The sequence below is a fragment of the Sphingobium sp. L-44 genome (assembly GCF_056859495.1).
The window spans coordinates 32,743-55,739 of the sequence record NZ_JBSXOQ010000096.1 but is presented as its reverse complement, the minus strand read 5'-3'; the positions used below and the strand labels follow the sequence as shown (position 1 = coordinate 55,739).

The 22,997-nt window shown below is 65.4% G+C and carries 20 protein-coding genes; 17 read left to right on the top strand and 3 right to left on the bottom strand.

Annotation, left to right across the window (positions count from 1 at the left end):
• Window positions 1-55: 55 nt before the first annotated feature.
• The gene (locus AC13EK_RS14175; RefSeq protein WP_069337600.1) at window positions 56-391 is read left to right on the top strand and encodes a hypothetical protein; all 336 of its coding nucleotides are present in this window, start codon (window positions 56-58) and stop codon (window positions 389-391) included.
• A 674-nt stretch (window positions 392-1,065) separates the two neighbouring features.
• Here AC13EK_RS14175 and AC13EK_RS14170 read toward each other — a convergent pair.
• On the bottom strand, window positions 1,066-1,632 hold the full coding sequence (locus AC13EK_RS14170; protein ID WP_010336407.1) for a pseudouridine synthase: 567 nt from the start codon (window positions 1,630-1,632) through the stop codon (window positions 1,066-1,068).
• On the bottom strand, window positions 1,620-2,786 hold the full coding sequence (locus tag AC13EK_RS14165; protein WP_069336600.1) for a cupin domain-containing protein: 1,167 nt from the start codon (window positions 2,784-2,786) through the stop codon (window positions 1,620-1,622). Before AC13EK_RS14165 ends, AC13EK_RS14170 begins: the two co-directional genes overlap by 13 nt.
• Window positions 2,787-2,910: 124 nt before the next feature.
• On the opposite strand from AC13EK_RS14165, the gene mobA reads away from it, so the two are divergent.
• From mobA to AC13EK_RS14130, 7 genes are all read left to right on the top strand, one after another.
• The gene (gene mobA / locus AC13EK_RS14160; RefSeq protein ID WP_069336596.1) at window positions 2,911-3,450 is read left to right on the top strand and encodes a molybdenum cofactor guanylyltransferase; all 540 of its coding nucleotides are present in this window, start codon (window positions 2,911-2,913) and stop codon (window positions 3,448-3,450) included.
• 125 nt (window positions 3,451-3,575) lie between these two features.
• Window positions 3,576-4,877: a cation:proton antiporter gene (locus tag AC13EK_RS14155; protein ID WP_069336595.1), complete on the top strand. Its 1,302-nt coding sequence runs from the start codon at window positions 3,576-3,578 to the stop codon at window positions 4,875-4,877.
• 47 nt (window positions 4,878-4,924) lie between these two features.
• Entirely contained in the window at window positions 4,925-6,436 is a 1,512-nt protein-coding gene (locus AC13EK_RS14150) for a tryptophan halogenase family protein (protein WP_069336599.1), read from the top strand.
• Between the two features lie 233 nt (window positions 6,437-6,669).
• A complete protein-coding gene (locus tag AC13EK_RS14145; RefSeq protein WP_081331652.1) occupies window positions 6,670-9,744 on the top strand; it encodes a TonB-dependent receptor in 3,075 nt (1,024 codons plus the stop codon).
• Between the two features lie 149 nt (window positions 9,745-9,893).
• Window positions 9,894-10,604: a SapC family protein gene (locus AC13EK_RS14140; protein ID WP_069336593.1), complete on the top strand. Its 711-nt coding sequence runs from the start codon at window positions 9,894-9,896 to the stop codon at window positions 10,602-10,604.
• Window positions 10,601-11,614, top strand: a complete 1,014-nt coding sequence (locus AC13EK_RS14135) for a cupin-like domain-containing protein (protein WP_069336592.1) — start codon at window positions 10,601-10,603, stop codon at window positions 11,612-11,614. Before AC13EK_RS14140 ends, AC13EK_RS14135 begins: the two co-directional genes overlap by 4 nt.
• Before the next feature lie 76 nt (window positions 11,615-11,690).
• Window positions 11,691-12,824, top strand: coding sequence for a glycoside hydrolase family 43 protein (locus AC13EK_RS14130; protein ID WP_069336591.1), 1,134 nt, complete (start codon window positions 11,691-11,693; stop codon window positions 12,822-12,824).
• 45 nt (window positions 12,825-12,869) lie between these two features.
• Here AC13EK_RS14130 and AC13EK_RS14125 read toward each other — a convergent pair whose 3' ends face one another.
• Complete coding sequence (locus AC13EK_RS14125) at window positions 12,870-14,006, bottom strand: Gfo/Idh/MocA family protein (RefSeq protein WP_069336590.1); 1,137 nt, start codon at window positions 14,004-14,006, stop codon at window positions 12,870-12,872.
• Between the two features lie 126 nt (window positions 14,007-14,132).
• Between AC13EK_RS14125 and AC13EK_RS14120 the strand changes: the two genes are divergently transcribed.
• The 9 genes from AC13EK_RS14120 (at window position 14,133) to AC13EK_RS14080 (ending at window position 22,958) form a co-directional block, all read left to right on the top strand.
• Complete coding sequence (locus tag AC13EK_RS14120) at window positions 14,133-14,501, top strand: c-type cytochrome (RefSeq protein ID WP_026109143.1); 369 nt, start codon at window positions 14,133-14,135, stop codon at window positions 14,499-14,501.
• Window positions 14,498-15,562: a sugar phosphate isomerase/epimerase family protein gene (locus AC13EK_RS14115; RefSeq protein ID WP_069336589.1), complete on the top strand. Its 1,065-nt coding sequence runs from the start codon at window positions 14,498-14,500 to the stop codon at window positions 15,560-15,562. The genes AC13EK_RS14120 and AC13EK_RS14115 overlap by 4 nt, the downstream gene beginning before the upstream one ends.
• Before the next feature lie 68 nt (window positions 15,563-15,630).
• A complete protein-coding gene (locus AC13EK_RS14110) occupies window positions 15,631-16,923 on the top strand; it encodes an MFS transporter (RefSeq protein ID WP_004209522.1) in 1,293 nt (430 codons plus the stop codon).
• A complete protein-coding gene (locus AC13EK_RS14105) occupies window positions 16,920-17,834 on the top strand; it encodes a hydroxypyruvate isomerase family protein (RefSeq protein WP_069336588.1) in 915 nt (304 codons plus the stop codon). The genes AC13EK_RS14110 and AC13EK_RS14105 overlap by 4 nt, the downstream gene beginning before the upstream one ends.
• 18 nt (window positions 17,835-17,852) lie before the next feature.
• Window positions 17,853-18,719 carry a 3-keto-disaccharide hydrolase gene (locus AC13EK_RS14100; protein ID WP_069336587.1) on the top strand — a complete coding sequence of 289 codons (867 nt, stop codon included), beginning with the start codon at window positions 17,853-17,855 and terminating at the stop codon, window positions 18,717-18,719.
• Window positions 18,716-19,279, top strand: coding sequence for a gluconate 2-dehydrogenase subunit 3 family protein (locus AC13EK_RS14095; RefSeq protein ID WP_004209525.1), 564 nt, complete (start codon window positions 18,716-18,718; stop codon window positions 19,277-19,279). The genes AC13EK_RS14100 and AC13EK_RS14095 overlap by 4 nt, the downstream gene beginning before the upstream one ends.
• Window positions 19,276-20,124, top strand: coding sequence for a sugar phosphate isomerase/epimerase family protein (locus AC13EK_RS14090; protein WP_069336586.1), 849 nt, complete (start codon window positions 19,276-19,278; stop codon window positions 20,122-20,124). Before AC13EK_RS14095 ends, AC13EK_RS14090 begins: the two co-directional genes overlap by 4 nt.
• Before the next feature lie 43 nt (window positions 20,125-20,167).
• Window positions 20,168-21,850, top strand: coding sequence for a GMC oxidoreductase (locus AC13EK_RS14085; RefSeq protein ID WP_004209527.1), 1,683 nt, complete (start codon window positions 20,168-20,170; stop codon window positions 21,848-21,850).
• A gap of 73 nt (window positions 21,851-21,923) precedes the next feature.
• Complete coding sequence (locus tag AC13EK_RS14080) at window positions 21,924-22,958, top strand: LacI family DNA-binding transcriptional regulator (RefSeq protein ID WP_069336585.1); 1,035 nt, start codon at window positions 21,924-21,926, stop codon at window positions 22,956-22,958.
• Window positions 22,959-22,997 lie beyond the last annotated feature (39 nt).

Sequence of the window (22,997 nt, the reverse complement as noted above, 5' to 3'; positions counted from 1 at the left end):
GCGGCGCCCATGGCAGGCTTCGCCTCCGTCATCCTTCCCCGACAAGGAGCACGGCATGGAACCCTTTAGTGTGGCCCCCTTCAGCATGGCTTTGGCCCCCGAACGACTGTGGCAGGCGATCAATCCCCTGACCTGGACGCAGAGCGGTGGTCAGGTCGGCCTCATCAATATCGCGCTCGGCCAGACGGCACGCCCCGACATAGAGCGCACGGTGCTGAACGAGGTCGGCAGCTATGGCCGGCAGATCGGCCGGATCGGCGATGCGCTCGAAGTGCTGATCCGCCATTTCGAGACCAGGGATCTGCCACAGACGGAGCGCGATGCGCTGACGATTTTGATGGGCCAACTCGCCGAGGTCCGCAAGGTCAAGGCGCGCGAACGGGAGGGGTGATAGGGGGTTGGAACAAGGCATAGCCCCTCCCTTCCAGGGAGGGGTTGGGGTGGGTTGCGAGCGTAGCGAGCTTCTGCCCTATCGATCGTAGACCGCCGCTACGCAGCGCACCCACCCCCGGCCCCTCCCTGGAAGGGAGGGGAGTAGGGAACAGCCGCTTCTGCTCGAAGCCTGCCAATCCCCACAGGCGTCATCCTGACGACAGTCAGGATCCATTCTGCACTGCGCCAGATAGGGATTGCTGAATGGATCCCGGATCAAGTCCGGGATGACGACGATGGAGAGGGCAGCATTGGGCCGTCAGCCATCAATGACGGGAGATAGTCGCTTCCGCTCATCCCCAGCAATGTCGCGCCGGACGCGATCCGGTCGCGCGCGTGGCCGTCATCGCCCACCGCTTTCCTATTCGCCCTGTCTCTGGTCTACCCTTGGCGATGCGACAGCGCTGTTCCTCACCAACCCACCTTCTCCATCCGGCGCCTGCCCGGCGCGCAACCGGTGCGTGGGCGTCGCTTCGGCGGCGCGCGGCGGGGGCGATCCGGGCGCGGTGCGCGGACCCGCCCCCTGTTGGAGGTGACGCGTTTCCCGCGCGTGACCGGCGCGTCGCAGAGGCAAAACCGGCGCAAAAGGCCCTAAAAGCCCGTTTACACTGTGAACTTCGGGAGAGGCGTTCTCTATCTGCCCTGGCGCAGGATCGCCGGCGCCTCCCGCCATGTGCCCGGCGCAATGTCGTCGATCGTCCAGTCGCCAATGCGCCAGCGGACCAGGCGCAGGGTCGGCAGGCCGACCGCCGCGGTCATGCGGCGGACCTGGCGATTGCGGCCTTCGCGGATGGTGAGGCGCAGCCAGCAATCGGGCACGCTCTTGCGGAAGCGCACCGGCGGGTCGCGCGGCCACAGCGCGGGATCGTCGATCCGCTCGACCTCCGCCGGCAGGGTCATGCCGTCCTTCAGTTGCACGCCGCGCCGCAGCGCCGCCAGCGGCGCATCGTCGGGGTCGCCCTCCACCTGGACCAGATAGGTTTTGGGCATCTTGAAGCGCGGGTCGGCGATGCGCGCCTGCAACCGGCCATCATCGGTCAGCAGCAACAGCCCCTCGCTGTCGAGGTCGAGCCGGCCGGCGGGATAGACGCCGGGCTGGTCGACATAATCGGCCAGGGTCGGGCGCGGCGGGCCGGTGCGCTCGTCGCTGAACTGGCACAGCACGCCATAGGGCTTGTTGAGGAGGATCAGTCGTCCCACGCGTCGTCCTCCTCATCCTCGAACGCGATGCTGCCCTGATTATGGAGCAGCACCAGCAGGGCGATCGCCACATCGTCGTCGGCCAGCGCCGGATCAAGCTCCAGCGCGTCGTCCGCGCACAATTGCTGCGCCAGCGCCGCGCTGGCGCCGGTGCAGTCATGCGATGCGCCATCGACGAACAACGTTATGGCGTCTTCCGCCCGGACGAAGGCGAAGCGGCTGGCCGGATTGCGGCGCAGGGGTGCGCCTTCCGCTACCAGCGCCTGCATGGATGCCGGGTCGATCGCTTCCTCGGGTGCCCAGTCAATCTCGGGATATTTGCGGGTGCTGCTATATTCGCCGAACCAGCGGGCAAAGCCGGCGGAATCGCCCAATTGCTCCAGCACCATCGCCTGCAACCGGGCCAATGCGGCTGGCGCGATCTCGCCGGGATTGGCCTGGCGCGCCAAAGCGGGGTCGGCATAGCGGTCATCCTCCCCCAGCCCTTCGAGCAGGCGATCGGTCCAGCCCTCGATCAGTTCGCTGCGCGCCGGCGCGCGGAAGCCGACCGAATAGGTCATGCAGTCGGCGCCCACCGCGACGCCATCATGGGCGATGCCGGGCGGGACATAGAGGATGTCGCCGGGTTCCAGCACCCATTCGTCGGTCGCGTCGAATTCGGCCAGCAGGCGCAGATCGGCATGGGGGCGCAGCGGGCTGCTATCGTCGCACATCTGGCCGATGCGCCAGCGGCGGCGGCCCGCGCCCTGGATCAGGAAGACGTCATATTGATCGAAATGCGGGCCGACGCCGCCGCCGTCGCTGGCATAGCTGACCATGACATCGTCGATCCGCCAGTCGGGGATGAAGCGGAACGGGGCGATCAGCGCCGCGACATCGGGCACCTGATGATCGACCGCCTGCACCAGCAGGGTCCAGGGGCTGGCGCCGAGCGCGGCGAAGCGATCCTCCGCCAGCGGCCCCTGTTCCATTTTCCAGTCGCCGTCCGCCTGCACCACCAGCCGCGACTCGACGCCCTCCTCGCAGGCGAGGCCCGCCAGTTCCTCGGGCGCCAGCGGATTGCTCCATTGCGCCCAGGGATTGCGGATCAGCAGCGGCTTTTGCTGCCAATAGTCGCGCAGGAACAGGTCGATATCGAAATCATGCAGATGCATCGGGGTCTCGCCGGGAAGGGGCGGCGCGCGGCGCGCGGCGCGCGCCTGCCATCGGCGCGAACCCTTGCCCCTGTGCCCTGCCAATGTCAAAGCAGACGGGACCGGATCGGCAGGAGGGGCGGGCATGGCCAGGCTGTTGGGGGCGATAATGGCGGGCGGACGCGCGACCCGCTTCGGCAGCGACAAGGCGGCGGCGCTGCTCGACGGCCGGCGGCTGATCGACCATGCGATTGACGCGCTCTCTCCCCATGTCGCCGCGATCGCGATCTGCGGCCGGACCGAGGAAGCCTATCTCAGCCTGCCCGACCGGCCGGAGCCGGACATGGGGCCGCTGGGCGGCCTCAACGCCGCGCTGCATCATGCCCAGGCCCACGGCTTTGACGGGGTGCTGACCAGCGGCTGCGACATGCCCTTCTATCCGGCCGACCTGCCCGCGCTGCTGATCGGCGAGCGGGCGGCGATCCTCGATGGGCAGCAGCTGCTCGGCTGGTGGCCGGCCGCGCTGGCGCCCGAGCTGGACGCGCATCTGGCGGAGGATAATAACCGGTCGATCCGGGGATGGCTGGCGCGGATTGGTGCGCGCGCCGTGACGCTGCCGGGGCTGGTCCTGCCCAATATCAACCGGCCCGATGATCTGGCCGCGATCCGGCGCGATCGGGGGTAGCGCTCCCATTTTTTGCGGCGGGGTGCGAAAAACACTTGTCCCCCGGCGCCATCCTGCCATTGTCCGGCGCGTCGGATGCGGGGAACGGGGATTCCCATGCACCGGACAGGGGCAAGGAGGGGTGCATGGATCTGGTCCATGTCGGCGCGGCGTTGGCGGTGCAGATGGTCGTCATTCTTGGCGCCTGTCGCCTGTCCGGCTGGCTGGTCGGCCGGTTCCTGCACCAGCCACGGGTGATCGGCGACATGATCGCGGGCATCCTGCTTGGTCCCTCGCTGCTTGGCTGGCTGGCGCCGCAGGCCCAGGCGCTGCTCTTCCCGATCGAGACCCGGCCGCTGCTGCAATTTGTCGCGCAGGCCGGCATCGGCCTCTACATGTTCCTGGTCGGCCTCGGCTTTCGCAGCGCGCATTTCCATCTTCAGGCGGGCAGCGCCGTTGCGGTTTCGCTGTGCGGCATCATCGTGCCCTTCCTGGGCGCGGTGGCGCTGACCCCCTGGCTGTCGGCCATGGGGCTGTTCGGGCCGACGGTCACGCGGTTCGAGGCGACCCTGTTCATCGGCGTCGCCATTTCCATCACCGCCTTTCCCGTGCTGGCGCGGATCATCCGCGAACGGGGGCTGGGCGGCACGCCGCTGGCCGCGCTGGCGCTGTCGGCCGGGGCGATCGACGATGCGATCGCCTGGTCGATCCTGGCGATCCTGCTCGCCTGCATCGGCGCGGACGGGATGATCGCGGTCCGGGCGCTGGGCGGCGGCGGGCTGTTCGCGATCGTCATGCTGTTCCTGGGCAGTAGGCTGCTGGCGCCGCTGGCTCGCTGGGCGGAGCGGGAAGGGCGGGTCACGCCGGCCATGCTGCTGGTCGTGCTGCTGCTGTTCGGCGGTTGCGCCTGGGCGATGGACATGGCCGGGCTGCATGCCGTGTTCGGCGGCTTCCTGCTGGGGGTGGCGATGCCGCGCGGCATCCTGTCGCAGGGGCTGGCCCGCAGGCTGGAACCGATGACCATCGGTCTGCTGGTGCCGATCTTCTTCACCATCTCCGGCCTCAATACGCAGGTGACGATGGTGAGCATCCTGTCGCTGGCGCTGGTCGCGCTGGCGATCCTGGCGGCATCGATCCTGGCCAAAGGGGGCGCCTGCTGGGCAGCGGCGCGGCTGACCGGGCAGGACAATGTCACCGCGCTCGCCGTCGGCGCGCTGATGAATGCGCGCGGGCTGATGGAATTGCTGGTCATCAATATCGGCCTGCAGCGCGGCATTATCGGGCCGGAACTGTTCGCGATGCTGGCGCTGATGACGATCGTGACGACGATGATGACGGTTCCGGCGATCGACCGGCTGGCGCGCCGGAAGGGGCTGGGCGGCCCGATTGCCGATGGGCCGAACGATGACCCCGCCGCGCGCGCCGTCGTCACGCCCGGTGCTGCTTGACCGATGCAGTGCCACATCCTGTTTTCCCTTCCGCTGGAATGACCGACATGCATGCAGATTTTCCGACGTCCGACCGGGTAGTGAAGCGGGTTGTCGTTGCCGGCGGGGGCACTGCCGGCTGGGTGACGGCGACCGCGCTGGTCCGCCATCTGGGACCGCTGATCGACATCACGCTCGTCGAATCCGACGCGATCGGCACGATCGGCGTGGGCGAATCCACCGTGCCGACCTTCCGCGGCTTCCACCAGTTGATGAAGATTCGCGAAGACCGCTTCATGGCCGAGGCGCAGGCGACGGTGAAGCTGGGCATCGAGTTCAAAAATTGGGGGCAGGTCGGCGACCGCTATATCCACCCGTTTGGCACGATCGGGCTGCAATGGAGCTGGATGGCCGATTTCCATCATTTCTGGCTGCATGCCAGGGCGCAGGGCTTTGGCGGCGAGCTGGGTGAATATTGCCTGGAGTGGGTGGCGGGCGAGGCCAATCGCATGTCGCTCAGCAGCTCGGTCGCGCCCAGCTATGCCTATCATATCGACGCCGCGCGCTATGCCCGCTTCCTGCGCAGCCTGGCCGAGCCGGCGGGGGTGAAGCGGGTCGAAGGCAAGATCCGCAATGTCGAACTGGCGCCCGAGAGCGGCCATATCGCGGCACTGATGCTGGAATCGGGCACGCGGATCGAGGGTGACCTGTTCATCGATTGCACCGGTTTTCGATCGTTGCTGTTGGGCGAGGCGCTGGGCGTCGGCTTCGAGGATTGGGGCCAGTGGATCCGCACCGACCGTGCGGTCGCGGTCCAGTCCACCTCCGACGGCCCGGCCCAGCCCTATACTTCGGCGATCGCGCATGAGGCGGGCTGGCGCTGGCGCATTCCGTTGCAGCATCGCGACGGCAACGGCTTCGTCTTCGCCAGCGATTTCATGTCCGACGACGAAGCCCATGCCCGGCTGCTGGCGGAGATTGAGGGGGAGCCGATCATCGACCCGTGGCTGGTGCGGTTCAAGACCGGCACGCGGATCAGGGCCTGGCACAAGAACTGCGTTGGCCTGGGACTGGCCGGTGGCTTCATCGAGCCGCTCGAATCGACCAGCATCCACCTGATGATGGCGGCGGTGACGCGGCTGATCGAGGATTTCCCCTTCCACGGGTTCGACGACGCGCTGCTCGACCATTTCAACCGCAAGTCACGGCTGGAATTCGAGAATATCCGCGACTTCATCATCCTTCACTATCATGTGACCCAGCGCGATGATTCCCCCTTCTGGGATCATTGCCGGACGATGGAGATACCCGACAGCCTGAAGGAAAGGCTGGCGCTGTGGCAGGAAAATGGCCGTGCCTATCAATTGGGGCATGAGCTGTTCCGCGTCGACAGCTGGTCATCGGTGCTGCTGGGTCAGGGCATGCACCCGCGCGGCTATCATCATGTCGCGGCGATGATGCCCGAACCGCAGCTGCGCGAGGAACTGGCGCGGATGCGCAAGGACATTGCCGGGGTCGTGGCGGAGATGCCCAGTCATCGCGAATTCCTGCGCCGCTATTGTCCCGCAGAATTGGTCTAGTCAAAAAATGCGCATCGGTAGAATATTTTTGCAATGCACAATAAAACATAAAAAACCATTATTTTCAGTAAAATATAAATCTGTAAATCAAACCCTTAGGGACTTTAACCGATCATAGCATCATAATTGACAACGCTGGCCATTAGGCTAGCATGAACGTCCAATAAGGCTCGATGTGGGCGAGCTGTTAAAAAAGGGAGGATTCTGAAATGGGCTTACCATATTCCAGATTCATGCGTTGCGCGTCTCTGATAGCGCTAACGTATAGCGTTACACCAACGGTGGCGCAGGCGCAGGACGCAGCCGTCCAGAATGCCGAAGCCGACATCATCGTCACCGGCGTGCGTGCCAGCCTTGATCGCGCGATCGACATCAAGCGCAATTCGAGCGGCGTGGTCGATGCCATTTCGGCCGAAGATATCGGCAAATTCCCCGACACCAACCTGGCGGAATCGCTGCAGCGTATCACCGGTGTGTCGATCGACCGCGTCAATGGCGAAGGGTCGCAGGTCACGGTCCGCGGCTTTGGCGGCGGCTTCAACCTGGTGACGCTGAACGGGCGCGCGCTGCCATCGGCCAATGTCACCTCCGTCGGCGGCGACCAGAATGCCGATTATTCGTCGGGCACCAGCCGCTCCTTCGACTTCGGCAATCTGGCGTCGGAAGGCGTCAGCACGCTGGAAGTCTACAAGACCGGTCGCGCGGCGATCCCGTCGGGCGGCATCGGCGCGTCGATCAACGTCGTCACACGCAAGCCGCTCGACGCGCGCGAGGCGGGCTTCAGCGGCACGATCGGCGTCAAGGCGCTCTATGACACCAGCGTCGAGAAGAGCCTGAGCGATCCGGCCAAGATCACGCCCGAAGCATCGGGCCTGCTGAGCTGGCGCGACGAGAATGAAGTGTTCGGCGTTTCGATCTTCGGCAGCTATCAGAAGCGCAATTTCTCGACCCGCGGCGCGACCGTCAACAACTGGAACATCCGCCGTTACAGCCAGTTCGCCGATCCGGCCAACGGCTTCGTCAACGCCAATACCCAGATCAGCAACGCGCCGACCGACCCCAACACCCTGGTGTCGGTGCCCAATGACAGCAGCTATTATTATTCGCAGGGTTCGCGCGAGCGCATCAACGGATCGGCGGTCATGCAATTCCGCCCGACCGAGACGCTGACCTTCACCGCCGACGCTTTGTTCGCCCAGAACAAGCAGCGGGAACAGCGCGCCAGCCAGGGCAACTGGTTCAACCGGCCCTTCGCCCAGGTGGAGTTTGACGGCAATCCGGTGGTCGCCACGACCAGCTATCTGCAGGAGAATATTGCCGGCGTGAAGGACGCGGCGTTTGAACAGGCCGAACGCGGCGTGCGCAACCGGCTGCAGGATTATGGCCTGAACGCGAAGTGGGAGATTAACGACCGCGTCACCCTGTCGATCGACGGCCATACCGGCCTGGCGCAAAGCTCGCCGGACAATCCCAATGGCGTCAGCTCGACGCTGGTGGGCCTGGGCGCGCCGATCGTGGCGTCGCAGTCGGCCGATTTCAGCGGCGTCATCCCGGTCCAGTCGATCACCATCAACGATGCCCTGCGCGGCAATGGCAATGGCGTGCTGGATCTGGGTGATCTGGGGTCGCAGATGGGCCGCACCGTGTCCTCGGCCCAGCGCCAGCGGCTCAACGAGATCCGCGCCGACCTGGGCTGGGAACTGGATGATGGCGGCAGCCGCTTCGATGTCGGCGCCAATTACCGCACGTCCAAGATGCGCCAGACCCGCACCCAGACGCAGCAGACGCTGGGCGACTGGGGCATCAGCAATGTTGGCGATATCGCATCGGTCGCGCCGGGTGTGCTGCAGGAATATTGCCTGGTCTGCAAGTTCGACAATTTCGATGCCAAGGGCCAGGGCGCGACGCTGACCGCCTTCCAGGGCAGCGCCGTCGACCTCTATAATGCGCTGTCGCCTTATTATGCCCAGCGCGGCAATGCGATCGGCATCACCCAGCAGGAGGATAACCGGGTCAAGGAGGATATCTGGTCCGCCTATGGCCAATTGACCTGGAAGGGCGAACTGGCGGGCCGTCCGGCATCGCTGGTGGTCGGCGCGCGCTATGAACGGACCAAGGTGCGTTCGACATCGCTGGTGGCGGTGCCGCAGGCGATCAACTGGGTGTCGGACAACGACTTCACTCTGGTGGTGTCGGATGAGGTCCAGCCGGTTTCGGACAGCGGCAATTACAACAACTTCCTGCCCGCGATGGACTTCCAGATCGAGCTGGCGAAGAATTTCATCGGTCGCTTCTCGTTCAGCAAGACCATTGCCCGGCCCGATTATGGCAATCTGTTCGTGGCAAGCTCGGTCGGCACGCCGCCGCGCCCGATCGCGCTCGGTGGCTTTGCCACTGGCTCGACCGGCAATGCTCGCCTGTCACCGCTGATTTCCGACAATCTCGATCTGTCGTTCGAATGGTATTACAAGCCGTCGAGCTATATTTCGGCGGGCGTGTTCGAAAAGCGGGTGCAGAATTTCGTCGGCACCGGCCAGACGACGCGCAACCTGTTCGGGCTGCGCGATGTCAGTTCGGGCGCGGCGGGATCGCGATCGGGCACGGCACTGGCTGAACTCAAGCGGCTGGGGGCTGACCCGAGCGACGTCAACCTGTTCACGATGACGGCATTGCTGCAGCAGCAGGGCAATATCGATGCCGCGTCGCAGCAGTTCCAGGCGAACTATTCGAACGGGGCGCTCAGCCAGGCCTTCATCGACCAGGTGCTGACCGAAGTCGACCTGACGCCGGACGCCAATGACCCGCTCTACGATTTCGAGGTCACGCAGCCGATCAACAACCGGCAGGGCAAGATCTGGGGCTTCGAACTCGCGGCCCAGCATTTCTTCGGCAATACCGGTTTCGGTGTGTCGGCGGCCTATACGCTGGTCCGGGGTGACGTGGGCATCGATGTCGGCGCCGATCCGAGCGAGGACCAGTTCGCGCTGGTCGGCCTGTCGGATACCGCCAACGCCACGCTGATCTATGACAAGAACGGCCTGTCGGCGCGTCTCGCCTATAACTGGCGCGACAAGTTCCTGCAGTCGGCCAACCGTGGCGGCGGCGATCGCAACCCGGTGTTCGTGCGCCCGTTCGGCCAGCTCGATCTCAACATCAGCTGGGATGTGTCGGAACAGTTTGCCGTCTCGTTCGAGGCGATCAACCTGACCGAGAGCGACATCCGCACCTATGGCCGCGACAAGAGCAACCTGTGGTACGCGCAGGAACTGGACCGTCGCTTCCTGCTGGGTGGTCGCTTCCGCTTCTAAGGGGGTGAGCCGGGGCCGTCCTGCCGGGCGGCCCCGACTTTCACGATTCCGTCGGGCGGACTGCATCGGGGCGGGCCTCGCAAAGGGCTTTCCCTGCGCCGCCGACGCCCTACTATGGCCGCCCGTTCATGCGGCACGCCGGATATTCCATGACCAGCACGATGATACTCGATCCCATCACCCATGCCGCGCTTCGGGTCGCACCGGGCAATGGCGCTGCCTTCGGCGATGCCGTCAACCAGACCCTGATCTTCCCGACCGAGATCGACGCGATCCAGCGGGAATATCCGATCCTGATCCAGCGCGATGGCCAGGGTGCCTGGCAGCTCACGGCGCTGCTGGGTTTCGATCGCGACGAAAATCTGTTTCTCGACGCCGGGGGCTGGACCGCACGCTATGTGCCCGCCGTCCATCGGCGTGGCCCTTTCCTGATCGGCATGCAGCAGCGCGACGGCGAAGACCATCCGGTGATCCATGTCGACCTGGACGATCCGCGCGTCGGCGCGGCGGGCGAAGCGCTGTTCCTGCCCCATGGCGGCAATGCGCCCTATCTGGATCATGTCGCCGATGCGCTGCGCACCATCCATGAGGGCCATGGCCAGAGCGCGCCGGTGTTCGCGGCGTTCGAACAGGCGGGGCTGCTGGCGCCGATTGCGCTGGACATCGCGATCGACGACGCGCAGCGCTATGACATTGCAGGGCGCTTCACCATTGATGCCGATCGGCTGGAGGCGCTGGATGGTCCGACGCTGCAGGCGCTGCATCAGGCGGGCCTGTTGCAACTGGCCTATGCGATCCGCTCCTCGCTCGCCAATATCGAGGATCTGATCCTGCGCAAGCGGACGCGGCAGGCGGCGTGACGCTGCGCCAGACCCGGCGGATTGCCGCCAGCGACCTGACGCCTAGCTGGCTCGACGATCTGATGGCGGCGCAAAGGCCGGTGGTCATCGGCGGACTGGTCGATGGCTGGCCACTGGTCGCTGCCGGGCGGCAATCGGCGCAGGCGGCGATGGACCGATTGCTGGCCGATTATGGCGGGGCGCCGGTCACCGGTTATGTCGGCGCGCGAGATGCCGGGGGACGCTTCTTCTACAATGATGAACTGACCGGCTTCAATTTCGATCGGGGGCAGGCGCCGCTGCCCCATTATCTCGATAGGATTCGGGCGGATCCAGGTGGCGACGGACCGGCCATCTATATCGGGTCGACCGATGTCGACCGCTATTTCCCCGGCCTGCGCGCCGACCATGACCTGCCCGGCCTGTTCGGCGAGGCAGTGCCGACCGTCAGCCTGTGGATCGGCAATCGCACGGTCGCCGCGACCCATTATGACAGCTCGCACAACCTGGCCTGTTGCCTGGTCGGGCGGCGCCGCTTCACCCTGTTTCCGCCCGACCAGGTCGGCAATCTCTATCCCGGCCCGCTGTCGCCGACGCCGGGCGGTCAGGTGGTCAGCATGGTCGATCCGGCCGCGCCCGACCTGGCCCGTTATCCGCGCTTTGCGCAGGCGCTGGCGGCCGGCGAGGTGGCCGAACTGGAGCCGGGCGATGCGCTCTTCTACCCGGCGCTGTGGTGGCATCAGGTCGAGGCGCGCGACGGCTTCAACATCATGATGAACTATTGGTGGGACGCCGTCCCCGACTTCATCGACACGCCGATGGCGACGCTGCTGCACGGGCTGCTCAGCATCCGCGAGCGGCCGGAGCCTGAGCGCATGGCCTGGCGCGCGCTATTCGACCATTATCTGTTCGGACCGGCACAGGATGCGCGCGACCATCTGCCCGATCATGCCCAGGGACCGTTGGCGCCGCTGACGCCGCTGGAGGCGCGACGCCTGCGGGCGATGGTGATGCAGCGCCTCAACCGCTGAAAGGGCGGCGCCAATCAGCGTTGCACGCGATTTATGATAACGCTATCAATTGCGCAAATCGCAAGGAGAGGATGATATGACGATCAAGCGCGGAATGTGCCTATACGCATGGCCGCTGGCCCTGGGACTGGCGCTCGCCGCCTGCCAGCAGGCGCCGGAACAGAAGGGCGAACAGAAGACCGGCAATGCCGCGAGCGGCAAGCGCGATGCGTCCGAATATCTGTCCCAACCGCTGGTCAGCGACATCTACACCGCCGATCCGTCCGCCCATGTGTGGAACGGCAAGATCTACGTCTATCCCAGCCATGACATTGACGGGCCGACGCCCGAGGATGACCTGGGCAGCCATTTCGAAATGCGCGACTATCATGTCCTGTCGATGGACAAGATCGGCGGGCCGGTGACGGTCGGGCCGGTGGCGCTGGACGTGAAGGATGTGCCCTGGGCCGACAAGCAGATGTGGGCGCCCGACGCGGCCTACAAGAATGGCACCTATTATCTCTACTTCCCGGCCAAGGACAAGGAAGGCGCCTTCCGCATCGGTGTGGCGACCTCGAAGGATCCGATGGGGCCGTTCAAGGCGCAGCCACAGCCGATCAAGGGCAGCTATTCGATCGATCCGGCCGTCTTCACCGACGCCGACGGACAGAGCTATATCTATTTCGGCGGCATCTGGGGCGGCCAGTTGCAGCGCAATATCGGCGGGAAATATGATCCAGACGGGTCGAAGACCGACCTGAAACAGGATGACAAGCCGGCGATCGCGCCGCGCGTCGCCAGGCTGAACGGCGACATGCTGGAATTTGCCGAAACCCCGCGCGAGATCCAGATCCTGGACGACAAGGGCAAGCCGCTGCTGGGTGGCGACCATGACCGCCGCTTCTTCGAGGCGTCATGGATGCACAAGCATGATGGCAAATATTATTTCAGCTATTCGACCGGCGACACCCATTATCTGGTCTATGCCGTCGGCGATTCCCCCTATGGCCCCTTCACCTACAAGGGCCGCATCCTGGAGCCGGTCGAAGGCTGGACCACCCACCATTCGATCGTCGAATGGGGCGGCAAGTCCTGGCTCTTCTACGCCGACAGCCAGTTGTCGGGCCAGACCCGCCTGCGCAACGTCAAGGTGACGGAACTGCGCTACAATGCCGATGGCAGCATCCAGACGATCAATCCGCTGCTGCCCAAGAAGGGCGTCGCGCACTGAGGATTGAGGGAAGCGCGGCGATCAAGTCGCGCTTCCCCTTTCATGTCATGCGCCAGGCAGCGCCGTCCATTTTTCATCGCCCGCCGCATTGGCGATGACGGTTTCGACGAAGCCCATGGTTTGCAGACCGTCGCCGACCGACGGGAACCAGGCTTCGCCGCCCCGGATGCGCGTGGCGAAGGCGCGGTAGAGATTGGCGAACGCCTCGATATAGCCTTCGGGATGCCCGCTGGGCGTGCGCAGCAGCGGCAGGGTCGAGGGTAGCAGGCCCGGTCCGGCCGCGCGCAGCACTTCGGCCGGCCGATCGAGCCAGCGCAGGGTCAGCGTGTTGGGTTCCATCTGCGCCCATTCCAGCCCGCCATGTTCGCCATGGATGCGCAGCTTCAGGCCATTTTCGTCGCCGGCCGCGACCTGGGTCGCCTTGAGGATGCCGCGCGCGCCATTGTCGAGGCGCAGCAGCACATTGACGTCGTCGTCGAGCCGGCGTCCCTCGACATGGATGCTGAGGTCGGCGCAGATTTCGCTGACGCGCAGGCCCGACACATGTTCGGCTAGGTGAAAGGCATGGGTGCCGATGTCGCCCAGGCAGCCGCCCAGGCCCGCACGGGCCGGATCGGTGCGCCATTCGGCCTGCTTGTTGCCGTCGCGGTCGATCGCCTGGCTGAGCCAGCCTTGCGAATATTCGACCTGCACCAGCCTGATCTTGCCGAGATCACCGCGCGCGACACGCGCCCGCGCCTCTTCCACCAGCGGATAGCCGCTATAGGTGAAGGCGAGGCCGAAATGCCGGCCCGAGCGTTCGGCAGCGTCGGCGATCTGGCGCGCCTCGGCTAGATCGAGCGCCATCGGCTTTTCGCAGAAGACATGGAAACCCGCGTCCAGCGCGGCGATCGCCATCGGCGCATGGAGATGATTGGGTGTCACGATCGACAGGGCATCGATCCGCTCATCCGCCGGCAGCGCCTGTTCGCCCGCCAGCAGCGCATCGAGCGAATCATAGGTGCGCGCCGGATCGATTCCCAGCGCCTCGCCCGAGCGCCGGTTGCGATCCGTGTCGCCGCTGAAGGCGCCGGCCACCAGCCGCCAATCACCATCCAGTGCCGCGGCAGCGCGGTGGATCGCCCCGATAAAGGCACCTTCGCCACCGCCGACCATGCCTAGACGCAACGCTTTTCCCGCCATCCTCTTCTCCTTCGTAATTAGTCGACAGACCGTTCATTCTGCCTCTTGATCTTCCGATCATATTGGAACAGTTTACCGGTAAATAAAAGCCACAGACAAGACGGAGAGTCGAGGGTGAAAAGGGTAATGGGCTTCGGCCTGGTAGCGCTCGCAACGGGCGCAGTGATGATCCCCGCCATGTCGAGCCAGGCGCAGACCGCACCAGCGGCGCCGCCGGCCTTCAACGCCTGCCGCGCCTGCCACAGCGTGCAGCCCGGCGGCAAGAGCGGCCTTGGCCCCAATCTGGTCGGCGTCGTCGGCCGCACCGCCGGCACCCTGGCCGGCTTCAACTATTCCCCCGCGCTCAAGGCGTCGAAGCTGAAATGGGACGAGAAGGCGCTGGACGAATATCTCGCCGCGCCGACCAAGAAGGTGCCCGGCAGCCGCATGCCCATTTCCACGCCCGATCCGGCCAAGCGCGCCGCGATCATCACCTATCTCAAGAGCGTGAAATGACGGCGGCGAAGGGCGCGATGCGCGGCCCGGCTATCTTCCTGGCGCAGTTCATGGGCGATGCCGCCCCATTCGACAATCTGGACAATGCCGCGCGCTGGATGGCGCAGGCGGGCTATAAGGGCATTCAGGTGCCCAGCAATGATCCGCGCTGCATGGACCTCAAGCTGGCGGCGGAAAGCCAGGATTATTGCGATGACCTGATCGGCCGCTGCCGCGAGGCCGGGGTCGAGATTTCGGAACTGTCCACCCATTTGCAGGGCCAGCTGGTCGCGGTTCATCCGGCCTATGACGCGGCATTCGATGCGTTCGCGCCGGCCGAACTGCGCGGCAAGCCGGCCGAGCGGCAGGCCTGGGCGGTCGAGCAGCTGAAGCTGGCCGCCGTGGCCAGCCGGCGACTGGGGCTGAAGGCGCATGCGACCTTCTCCGGCGCGCTGGCCTGGCCCTTCGTCTATCCCTGGCCGCAGCGGCCGGCGGGTCTGGTGGAAGAGGCCTTTGCCGAACTGGGGAAGCGCTGGCGCCCGATCCTGGACGCGTTCGAGGAACAGGGGATCGACCTCTGCTACGAACTGCATCCGGGCGAGGATCTGCACGACGGCCTGACCTTCGAGCGCTTCCTGGATGCGGTCGGCGGCCACAAGCGCGCCAATATCCTCTATGATCCCAGCCATTTCGTGCTGCAGGCGGTGGACTATCTGCAGTTCATCGACATCTATCATGACCGCATCAGGATGTTCCACGTCAAGGATGCGGAGTTCAACCCGACCGGTCGCGCGGGCGTCTATGGCGGCTATGCCGACTGGATCGACCGGCCCGGTCGCTTCCGTTCGCTGGGCGACGGCCAGGTCGACTTCACCGGCATATTCTCGCGCCTGACCCAATATGGCTATGACGGTTGGGCGGTGCTGGAATGGGAATGCTGCCTGAAACATCCAGAGGATGGCGCACGCGAAGGCGCCCCCTTCATCGAGGCGCACATGATCCGCCGGCCCGAACGGGCCTTCGACGATTTCGCAGGGGGCGGCGATCCCGCCAACAACCGGCGCTGGCTGGGGCTCAGCTGACGCCGTAACCGACGATCGACACATGTCCCGACCGGAAGGCCGGCGGGACCAAAGGGAGAGGAGCCGACATGACGGCGATTAACCGGCACAGACTTTTCTGGCTGAGCGTCCTGGCGCTGTTCACCGCCTCGATGAGCGCATCGCTCCGCGCGGCGGTGGCGAGCAGCCTGAAGGCGGAATGGATCGACCCGATCGCCCCGATCGCGGCCGGCGAGATGATCGGCGCGGCGCTGGGATCGGCCTTCCTGGGCTTTTCCATCACCGTCTTCGTCGTCAGCGCCTTTCTCGACACGATCGGCATCCGCCGCGTGCTGATCGGCTGCGGCATCGCCTTCCTGATCGGCACGACGCTGATCGTGGGCGCGGGCAGCATGGCGACCGGCATGACCGTCTATCACCTCGTATGGCTGGGCATGCTGCTGTCGGGCATCGGCTGGGGCTTTGCCGAAGCGTCGATCAATCCGCTGACCGCCCGCCTCTATCCCGAGGATACGACCCATCGCCTCAACGTGCTGCACGCCTGGTATCCCGGCGGGCTGATCGTCGGCGGCCTTGCCGGCGTGTTCCTCGCCTCCGCGCTTCCCTGGCAGGCGATCATGGCGCTGGCCTATATCCCGGCCATCGGTGTCGTTTTGATCGCCTCCACCACCCGCTTCCCCGCGCCGCCCGCCACCGCCGGCAGCCGGGCGATGAAGGACATGATGCTGGAGGTGGTCCGCCGCCCCAGCTTCTTCATCTGGTTCGGCGCGATGTTCCTGACCGCCTCGTCCGAACTGGCGCCGGGCCAGTGGCTCGACGTCGCGCTCAGCAACCGGGTCGGCATGCGCGGCATTTTGCTGCTGGTCTATGTCAGCGCGCTGATGTTCGTGTTCCGCCATTTTGCCGGACGGATCGCCGGTCGCCTGTCCAACCCCGGCCTGCTCTGGGTGTCGAGCCTGCTCGCCGCGATCGGCCTGTTCATGCTGTCGCAGGCGCAGTCGCCCGCCTCCGCCATCCTCGCCTCCACCGTCTGGGGCCTGGGCGTATGCGCAATGTGGCCGACGATGCTGGCGTCGGTGGCCGAACGTTATCCGCGCGGTGACGCCTGGGCGCTGGGGCTGGTCGGCTCGGCCGGCGCGCTTGCCAGCTTCTTCGTGCTGCCGCGGCTGGGCGAGATGTTCGACCAGGCCAAGGTGGAACTGGCCGGTGGGCCGGAAGCCTTCACCCGCCTGACCGGACCGGCGCTGCGCGCGGTGGAGGATGCGGCTGCGTCGCAATCCTTCGCCCGCCTCGCCTTCGTGCCGCTGATCCTGCTGGTCGTATTCGGGCTGATCTGGCTGTCCGACCGGCGCGCCGGTCGCCGGGCGGAGGCCGTGGCATGAAGCTGTCGCGCAGAAACCTGATCGCCGCCGGCGTCGCCGCGGCTGCCACCCCCGCCATCGCCGCTGCGGCCGGCAAGGGATCCTCCAATGCCGCCCGCTTCTCGCTCGGCTACGCCCCGCATGAAGGCAGCTTTGCCAGCCGGGGCGGATTGCTGGAGCAGATCGCCTATGCCGCCGACCTGGGTTTTCGGGCCTGGGAGGATAATGAGGCACGCAAGCGTCCGGTCGAGCAGCAGGAGGCCATGGCCAAGGCGCTGGCGCAGCGCGGCATGACCATGGGCGTGTTCGTTGCCAGCATGCCCAAATGGGCGGAGTTCCGTCCGCTGCTGGGCAGCAATGACGATGCCGAACGCGAAGCCTTCCTGGCCGACATCCGCACGTCGGTGGAGGTCGCCAAGCGCCTCAACGCGAAACATGCGACCGTCGTCACCGGCTTCATGGACCGCAAGGTGCCGCAGGATATCCAGACCGGCCGGATCATCGATTGCATGCGCCGCGCCGGCGACATCGTCGCGCCGCACGGCCTGACGCTGGTGATGGAGCCGCTCAATACGCGGACCAACCATCCCGGTGTCTATATGCAGTCGATCGCCCAGGGCTATGCGGTGGCGCGCGGCGCCAACAGTCCGGGCGTCAAGATATTGGCGGACCTCTATCATGAGCAGATCCAGTCCGGGAACCTGATCCCGACGCTGGACGCCTGCTGGGCGGAGGTCGGCTATATCCAGTTCGGCGACAATCCCGGCCGTAAGGAACCGGGCACCGGCGAGATCAACTATGCCAATATCGTCCGCTGGCTGCGGGGCCGCAATTATGGCGGCGTGATCGGCATGGAACATGGCAATTCGCTGGCCGGACGCGAGGGCGAGGATCGGCTGGTGGCCGCCTATCGCGCCATCGACCAAATATAAGATGAGAGGAGGACGAGGATGAAAATCATCCCGACTGGCTTTGCAGGGACGGGTATCGCGCTGGCCACGGCTCTGCTGGTGGGCACACCGGCGCAGGCGCAAGACAAGCCTGGCAAGCTGGGTTTCAAGGACACGCCGATCCTGCCCGGCGGCAACTGGCACGTCCATGATCCCGATCGCCCTGCCCCCACCGTCGTCACCCCGGCGGCACAGGCCGGCGGTGCACAGGCCGGCGGCGCGCCGTCCGACGCAACCATCCTGTTCGACGGCAAATCGCTCGACGCATGGCGCGGCGAGCGCGGTCCCTGGACGCTGGAAAAGGGGATCATGACCATCCCGCCGCGCAGCCAGAGCGGCGGCGAGAATAATCTGATCTCGAAACAGGAATTTGGCGACGTCCAGTTGCATCTGGAATTCCGCTCGCCCAATCCGCCAACCAAAAGCTCGCAGGATCGCGGCAATAGCGGCATCTGGTTCATGCAGCGCTATGAAGTGCAGATCCTCGATGGCTATCAGAACCCGACCTATGCCGACGGCACGGTCGGCGCGGTCTATGCCTGGAAGCCGCCGCTGGTGAACCCGTCGCGCCAGCCGGGTGAATGGCAGAGCTATGACATCATCTTCGAACGGCCGCGCTTCGCCGCCGACGGCAGCCTGGTCCGCCCGGCCTATGTCACCGCGCTGCTGAACGGCGTGCTGGTGCAAAATCATCAGGCGATGCTGGGCACCACCAAATGGCGTTCGATCGCCCAATATCAGGCCCATGGGGAAAAGGCGCCGATCCAGCTGCAGGATCATGACAGCCCCGTGTCCTTCCGCAACATCTGGGTCCGGCCGCTGCCGGACGAAGCCATCGCAAAGGATCTGAAGGGAGCAGGACAATGATGGACCGCAGACATGCGCTGGCGGGCATGGTCGCCATGTTCGGCGCCGGGCTGTTCGCACCGCTGGCGCGCGCCGCCGGGGTGATGCCGGCCGCCGGCGTGATCGACCAGGGCGCACCCAGCCTGCAACTGTTCACGCCCGATCAGCGCGCGCTGATGACCGCGCTGTGCGAACGCATCCTGCCGGCGACCGACACGCCCGGCGCGATCGAGGCCGGCGTCCCCGCCTATATCGAGAAATTGCTGGCCGACTGGTCGGTGGCGGAGGATCGCGATCCGATCATCGCCGGCCTCGCCGAAATCGATGCGCGCAGCTGGCAGGATTACAAGATCCCCGCGACCAAGGCATCGGCCGCGCAGCATGACGCGCTGCTGACCCTGGCGATGAACGACCAGATCCCCAAGGGCGAGGAGTTTTTCGAGGCGTTCCGGCAGATGGTGATCGTGGGCTATTACACGTCCGAGATCGGGATCACCCAGGAACGCGAATATCTGCCGGTGCCGGGCGAATATAACGGCGCCTTCCCCTATTCCCAGGTCAACAAGGTCTATTCCGCATGAACCTCAACCGTCGTTCCATGATGCTGGGCGCCGGCGGCCTGGCCGCCCTCGCCGCCTCCCCCTTCGCCGCGCAGGCCGCCAGGGCCTCCGGCAAGATCGCCAGCGTTGGCCTGCAACTCTACACCGTGCGCGAGCTGTTCGCCGCCGATCCGGTCGCCACCTTGGAGAAGGTCGCCAAGGTCGGCTATCGCGAGGTCGAATTTGGCGGTGGCGGCTATGACGCCATGGACCACAAGCTGCTCCGCAGCACGATGGACCGGCTGGGCCTCACCTGTCCGTCGCTGCACATCGGCTATGATGCGCTACTCGACAAGTTCGACGCCAGCGTGGCGATGGCCAAAACACTGGGCGCGGGCACCGTCGTCCTGCCCTATATGGTCGACAAATATCGCAATGCGGAGGCGTGGAAGGCTGCGCTAGTCAACATCAACCGCTTCGGCGCGCAGCTCAAGGCCGCGGGCCTGGGCTTTGCCTATCATAATCATGATTTCGAATTCACCACTAAGCCGGACGGCGTCAGCCTGTTCGACCAGCTGGTGAAGGCGTGCGACCCCGACCTGGTGAAGATCGAACTGGATCTCTACTGGGCGATCTATGCCGGGCAGGATCCGCAGGCGCTGATCCGCAGCCTGGCCGGCCGCATCTATTCCTATCATGTGAAGGATATGCGCGCGGACCGCAGCATGACCTCGGTCGGCAGCGGCACGGTCGATTTCGGCGCGATCTTCAAGCTCAACGCCATAGCCGGCGTCCAGCATTTCTATGTCGAGAATGACCAGGCGCCCGCGCCCTATATTCCTGACATCACCAAGAGCTTCCAGACGCTGCGCGCGCTGCGCTTCTGACCACAAACCTGCCTCAAGACAGAAAACTCCAGGAGAGGACATCATGGCTTCGACAGACAGGTACGATGCGATCGTCATCGGTTCGGGCATCAGCGGCGGCTGGGCCGCCAAGGAATTGACGGAAAAGGGGCTGCGGGTGCTGATGCTCGACCGCGGCCATATGGTCGAACATGGCGAGGATTATACCTATGACGGCAAGCCCGCCTATGAGGTGCCCGCCCGCAACATCATGCCGGATCCGCTCAAGCAGAGCGATTATTTCATCGCCCAGCATGGCTATGTCGCGCCCAGCAACCAGGCCTTCTACAATAATGACCGCCTGAACCCCTATGATTATGGCGCGGGCAGCAAATTCTACTGGATCCGCCCCGCGGCGGTCGGCGGCAAGTCGCTGATCTGGGGCCGCTGGAGCTTCCGCTGGAGCCCGGCCGATTTCGAGGCGAACAAGCGCGAGGGCATCGGCGGCGACTGGCCGATCCGCTATGAGGATCTGGTCCCTTGGTACAGCTATGTCGAAAAATATATCGGCGTATCGGGATCGCGCGAGAATCTGGCCTATCTGCCCGACAGCGAGTTCCAGCCGCCGATGCCGATGAACATCGCGGAAAAATGGATGAAGCAGCGGCTGGAAACGCAATTTCCCGGCCGCAAGATGATCAATGCCCGCCTGTCCAACATGACCGAGGACAAGCCGGAACAGAACCGCACCAAATGCCAGCTGCGCAACCAGTGCGGCAATGGCTGTTCCTTCGGCGCCTATTTCTCGACCCAGGCGGTCACGCTGCCGGCTGCGCGGGCGACCGGGCGGCTGACCTTGCGGTCCGACGCGGTCGTCACCAACCTCGATTATGATCCGGCGACCAAGAAGGTCAGCGGCGTGCGCTTCGTCGATGCCAAGACCGGACAGGCCGAAACCGTGACCGCGCGGCTTGTGTTCCTGTGCGCGTCAGCGCTGGCCTCGACCCAGATCCTGATGAACTCGCGCCCGGCGGGCAGCGGCAAAAGCCATTTCGACAGCAGCGGGACGCTGGGCCGCTATGTCATGGACCATATCTTCCGCGTCGGCGTGAAGGGCGACATCCCCGGCATGGAGGAGTTCATCGAATATGGCCGCCGCCCCGGCGCCATCTATGTCCCGCGCTTCCGCAACAATGGCGACAGCGAAGATGTCGGCTTCAAGCGCGGCTATGGCTATCAGGGCGGCGCCTATCGCGAGCCGTCCAAGCCGGTCGGCTTCGGCGCGTCGATGAAGCAGGGCATGCGCAAATATGGCGGCTGGAAATTCCAGATGGGCGCCTTTGGCGAATGCCTGCCCTATGAGGATAATTATGTCGCGCTGAGCCCCGACAAGACCGACCGGTTCGGCATGCCGCTGATGCAGTTCAACGTCACCTTCCGCGACAATGAGATGCGGATGATGGCGGACGCGCGCGAACAGGGCGAAAAGATGCTGCGTGCGGCGGGCCTGACCAACGTCACCAGTTCGGTCCGCGAACATGTGCCGGGCGACGCCATCCACGAAATGGGCGGCGCACGCATGGGTGCCGATCCGCGCGCATCGGTGCTCAACCAGTGGAGCCAGGCGCATGATGCCAGCAATCTGTTCGTGACCGACGGCGCGCAGATGGCCTCCATCTCCTGCGTCAATCCGTCGCTGACCTTCATGGCGCTGACTGCCCGCGCGGTCGACCATGCGGTCAAGGAAATGAAGGCAGGCCGGGTCTGACAGGGGCGGCCCACTCCCGACGCTGTGCTGCGCCGCAAAACCGGCTATCAGGGGCCATGAGGATGAGCTTCTGATGGCCCGGCGGCGGGAAAATGGCGTGACGATCCGCGCCGTGGCGGAACGGGCCGGCGTATCGGCGATGACGGTATCCAACGTCATCAACGGCGCCGGCCGCGCCAGCGCGACCACGGTCGCGACGGTGCAGGCGGCGATCGCGGAACTGGGCTATGTCCCCAATCTCGCCGCTCGTCGCCTGGCCAAGGCGCGGGCGACGACGGTGGGCCTCATCTACAGCAACCGGCGCACGCCCTTTCTCGATGCCGTTCTGGTCGGATCGCTGCGCGCGACCAACGCCAATGGGCTGCAACTGATCCTGCGCGACGGCGATGGCGTGACGCTGGACGAGGCCGAACGCATTGCCCAGGAACTGGTGCGCAGCGGCGCTGACGCGCTGCTGCTGATCCCCCCCTTTGCCGAACAGTTGAGCGGATCGGCGATATTGCCGGCGCTCGGCGTACCCTTCGCCGCGATCGCCACCGGCACGCCGCTATCGGGCATATCGACGGTGCGGATCGACAATCAGGCGGCGATGGAGGCGCTGACCCGGCGCGTCATCGCCGATGGCCATCGCCGCATCGCCTATGTCGCCGGCCCCGATCATTACAGCGTGGTCGCCGCCCGGCTCGACGGCTTCTACACCGCCCTCCAGAGTGCCGGCCTGCGCGTGGACGATAGCCTGATCGTCGAGCATAGCGCGTTCGACCATGCGTCGGGCATGGCGGCGGCGCAGGCGCTGCTCGCCCGACCCGACCGGCCGACCGCGATCCTGTGCAGCAGCGACGATCTGGCGGCGGGCGTCATCGCCCAGGCCGGACAGATGGGGCTGACCCTGCCCCATGATCTGAGCGTCACCGGGTTCGACGACACCATCCTCGCCTCGCGCGTCTGGCCGCCGCTGACCGTGATCCGCCAGCCGGTCGAGGACATGGCCTTTCGCGCCACCCAATGCCTGATCGGCGCGCTCGGCAAGGGCGGGATGCGCGTCAGCGACGAGATATTCGACCATCAACTGGTGCAGCGCGCATCGATCGCGCCAGCCAGCACTTAGGGCTTCACCGGGTGGCGCGGATCGCCGCCCCTTCAGCGA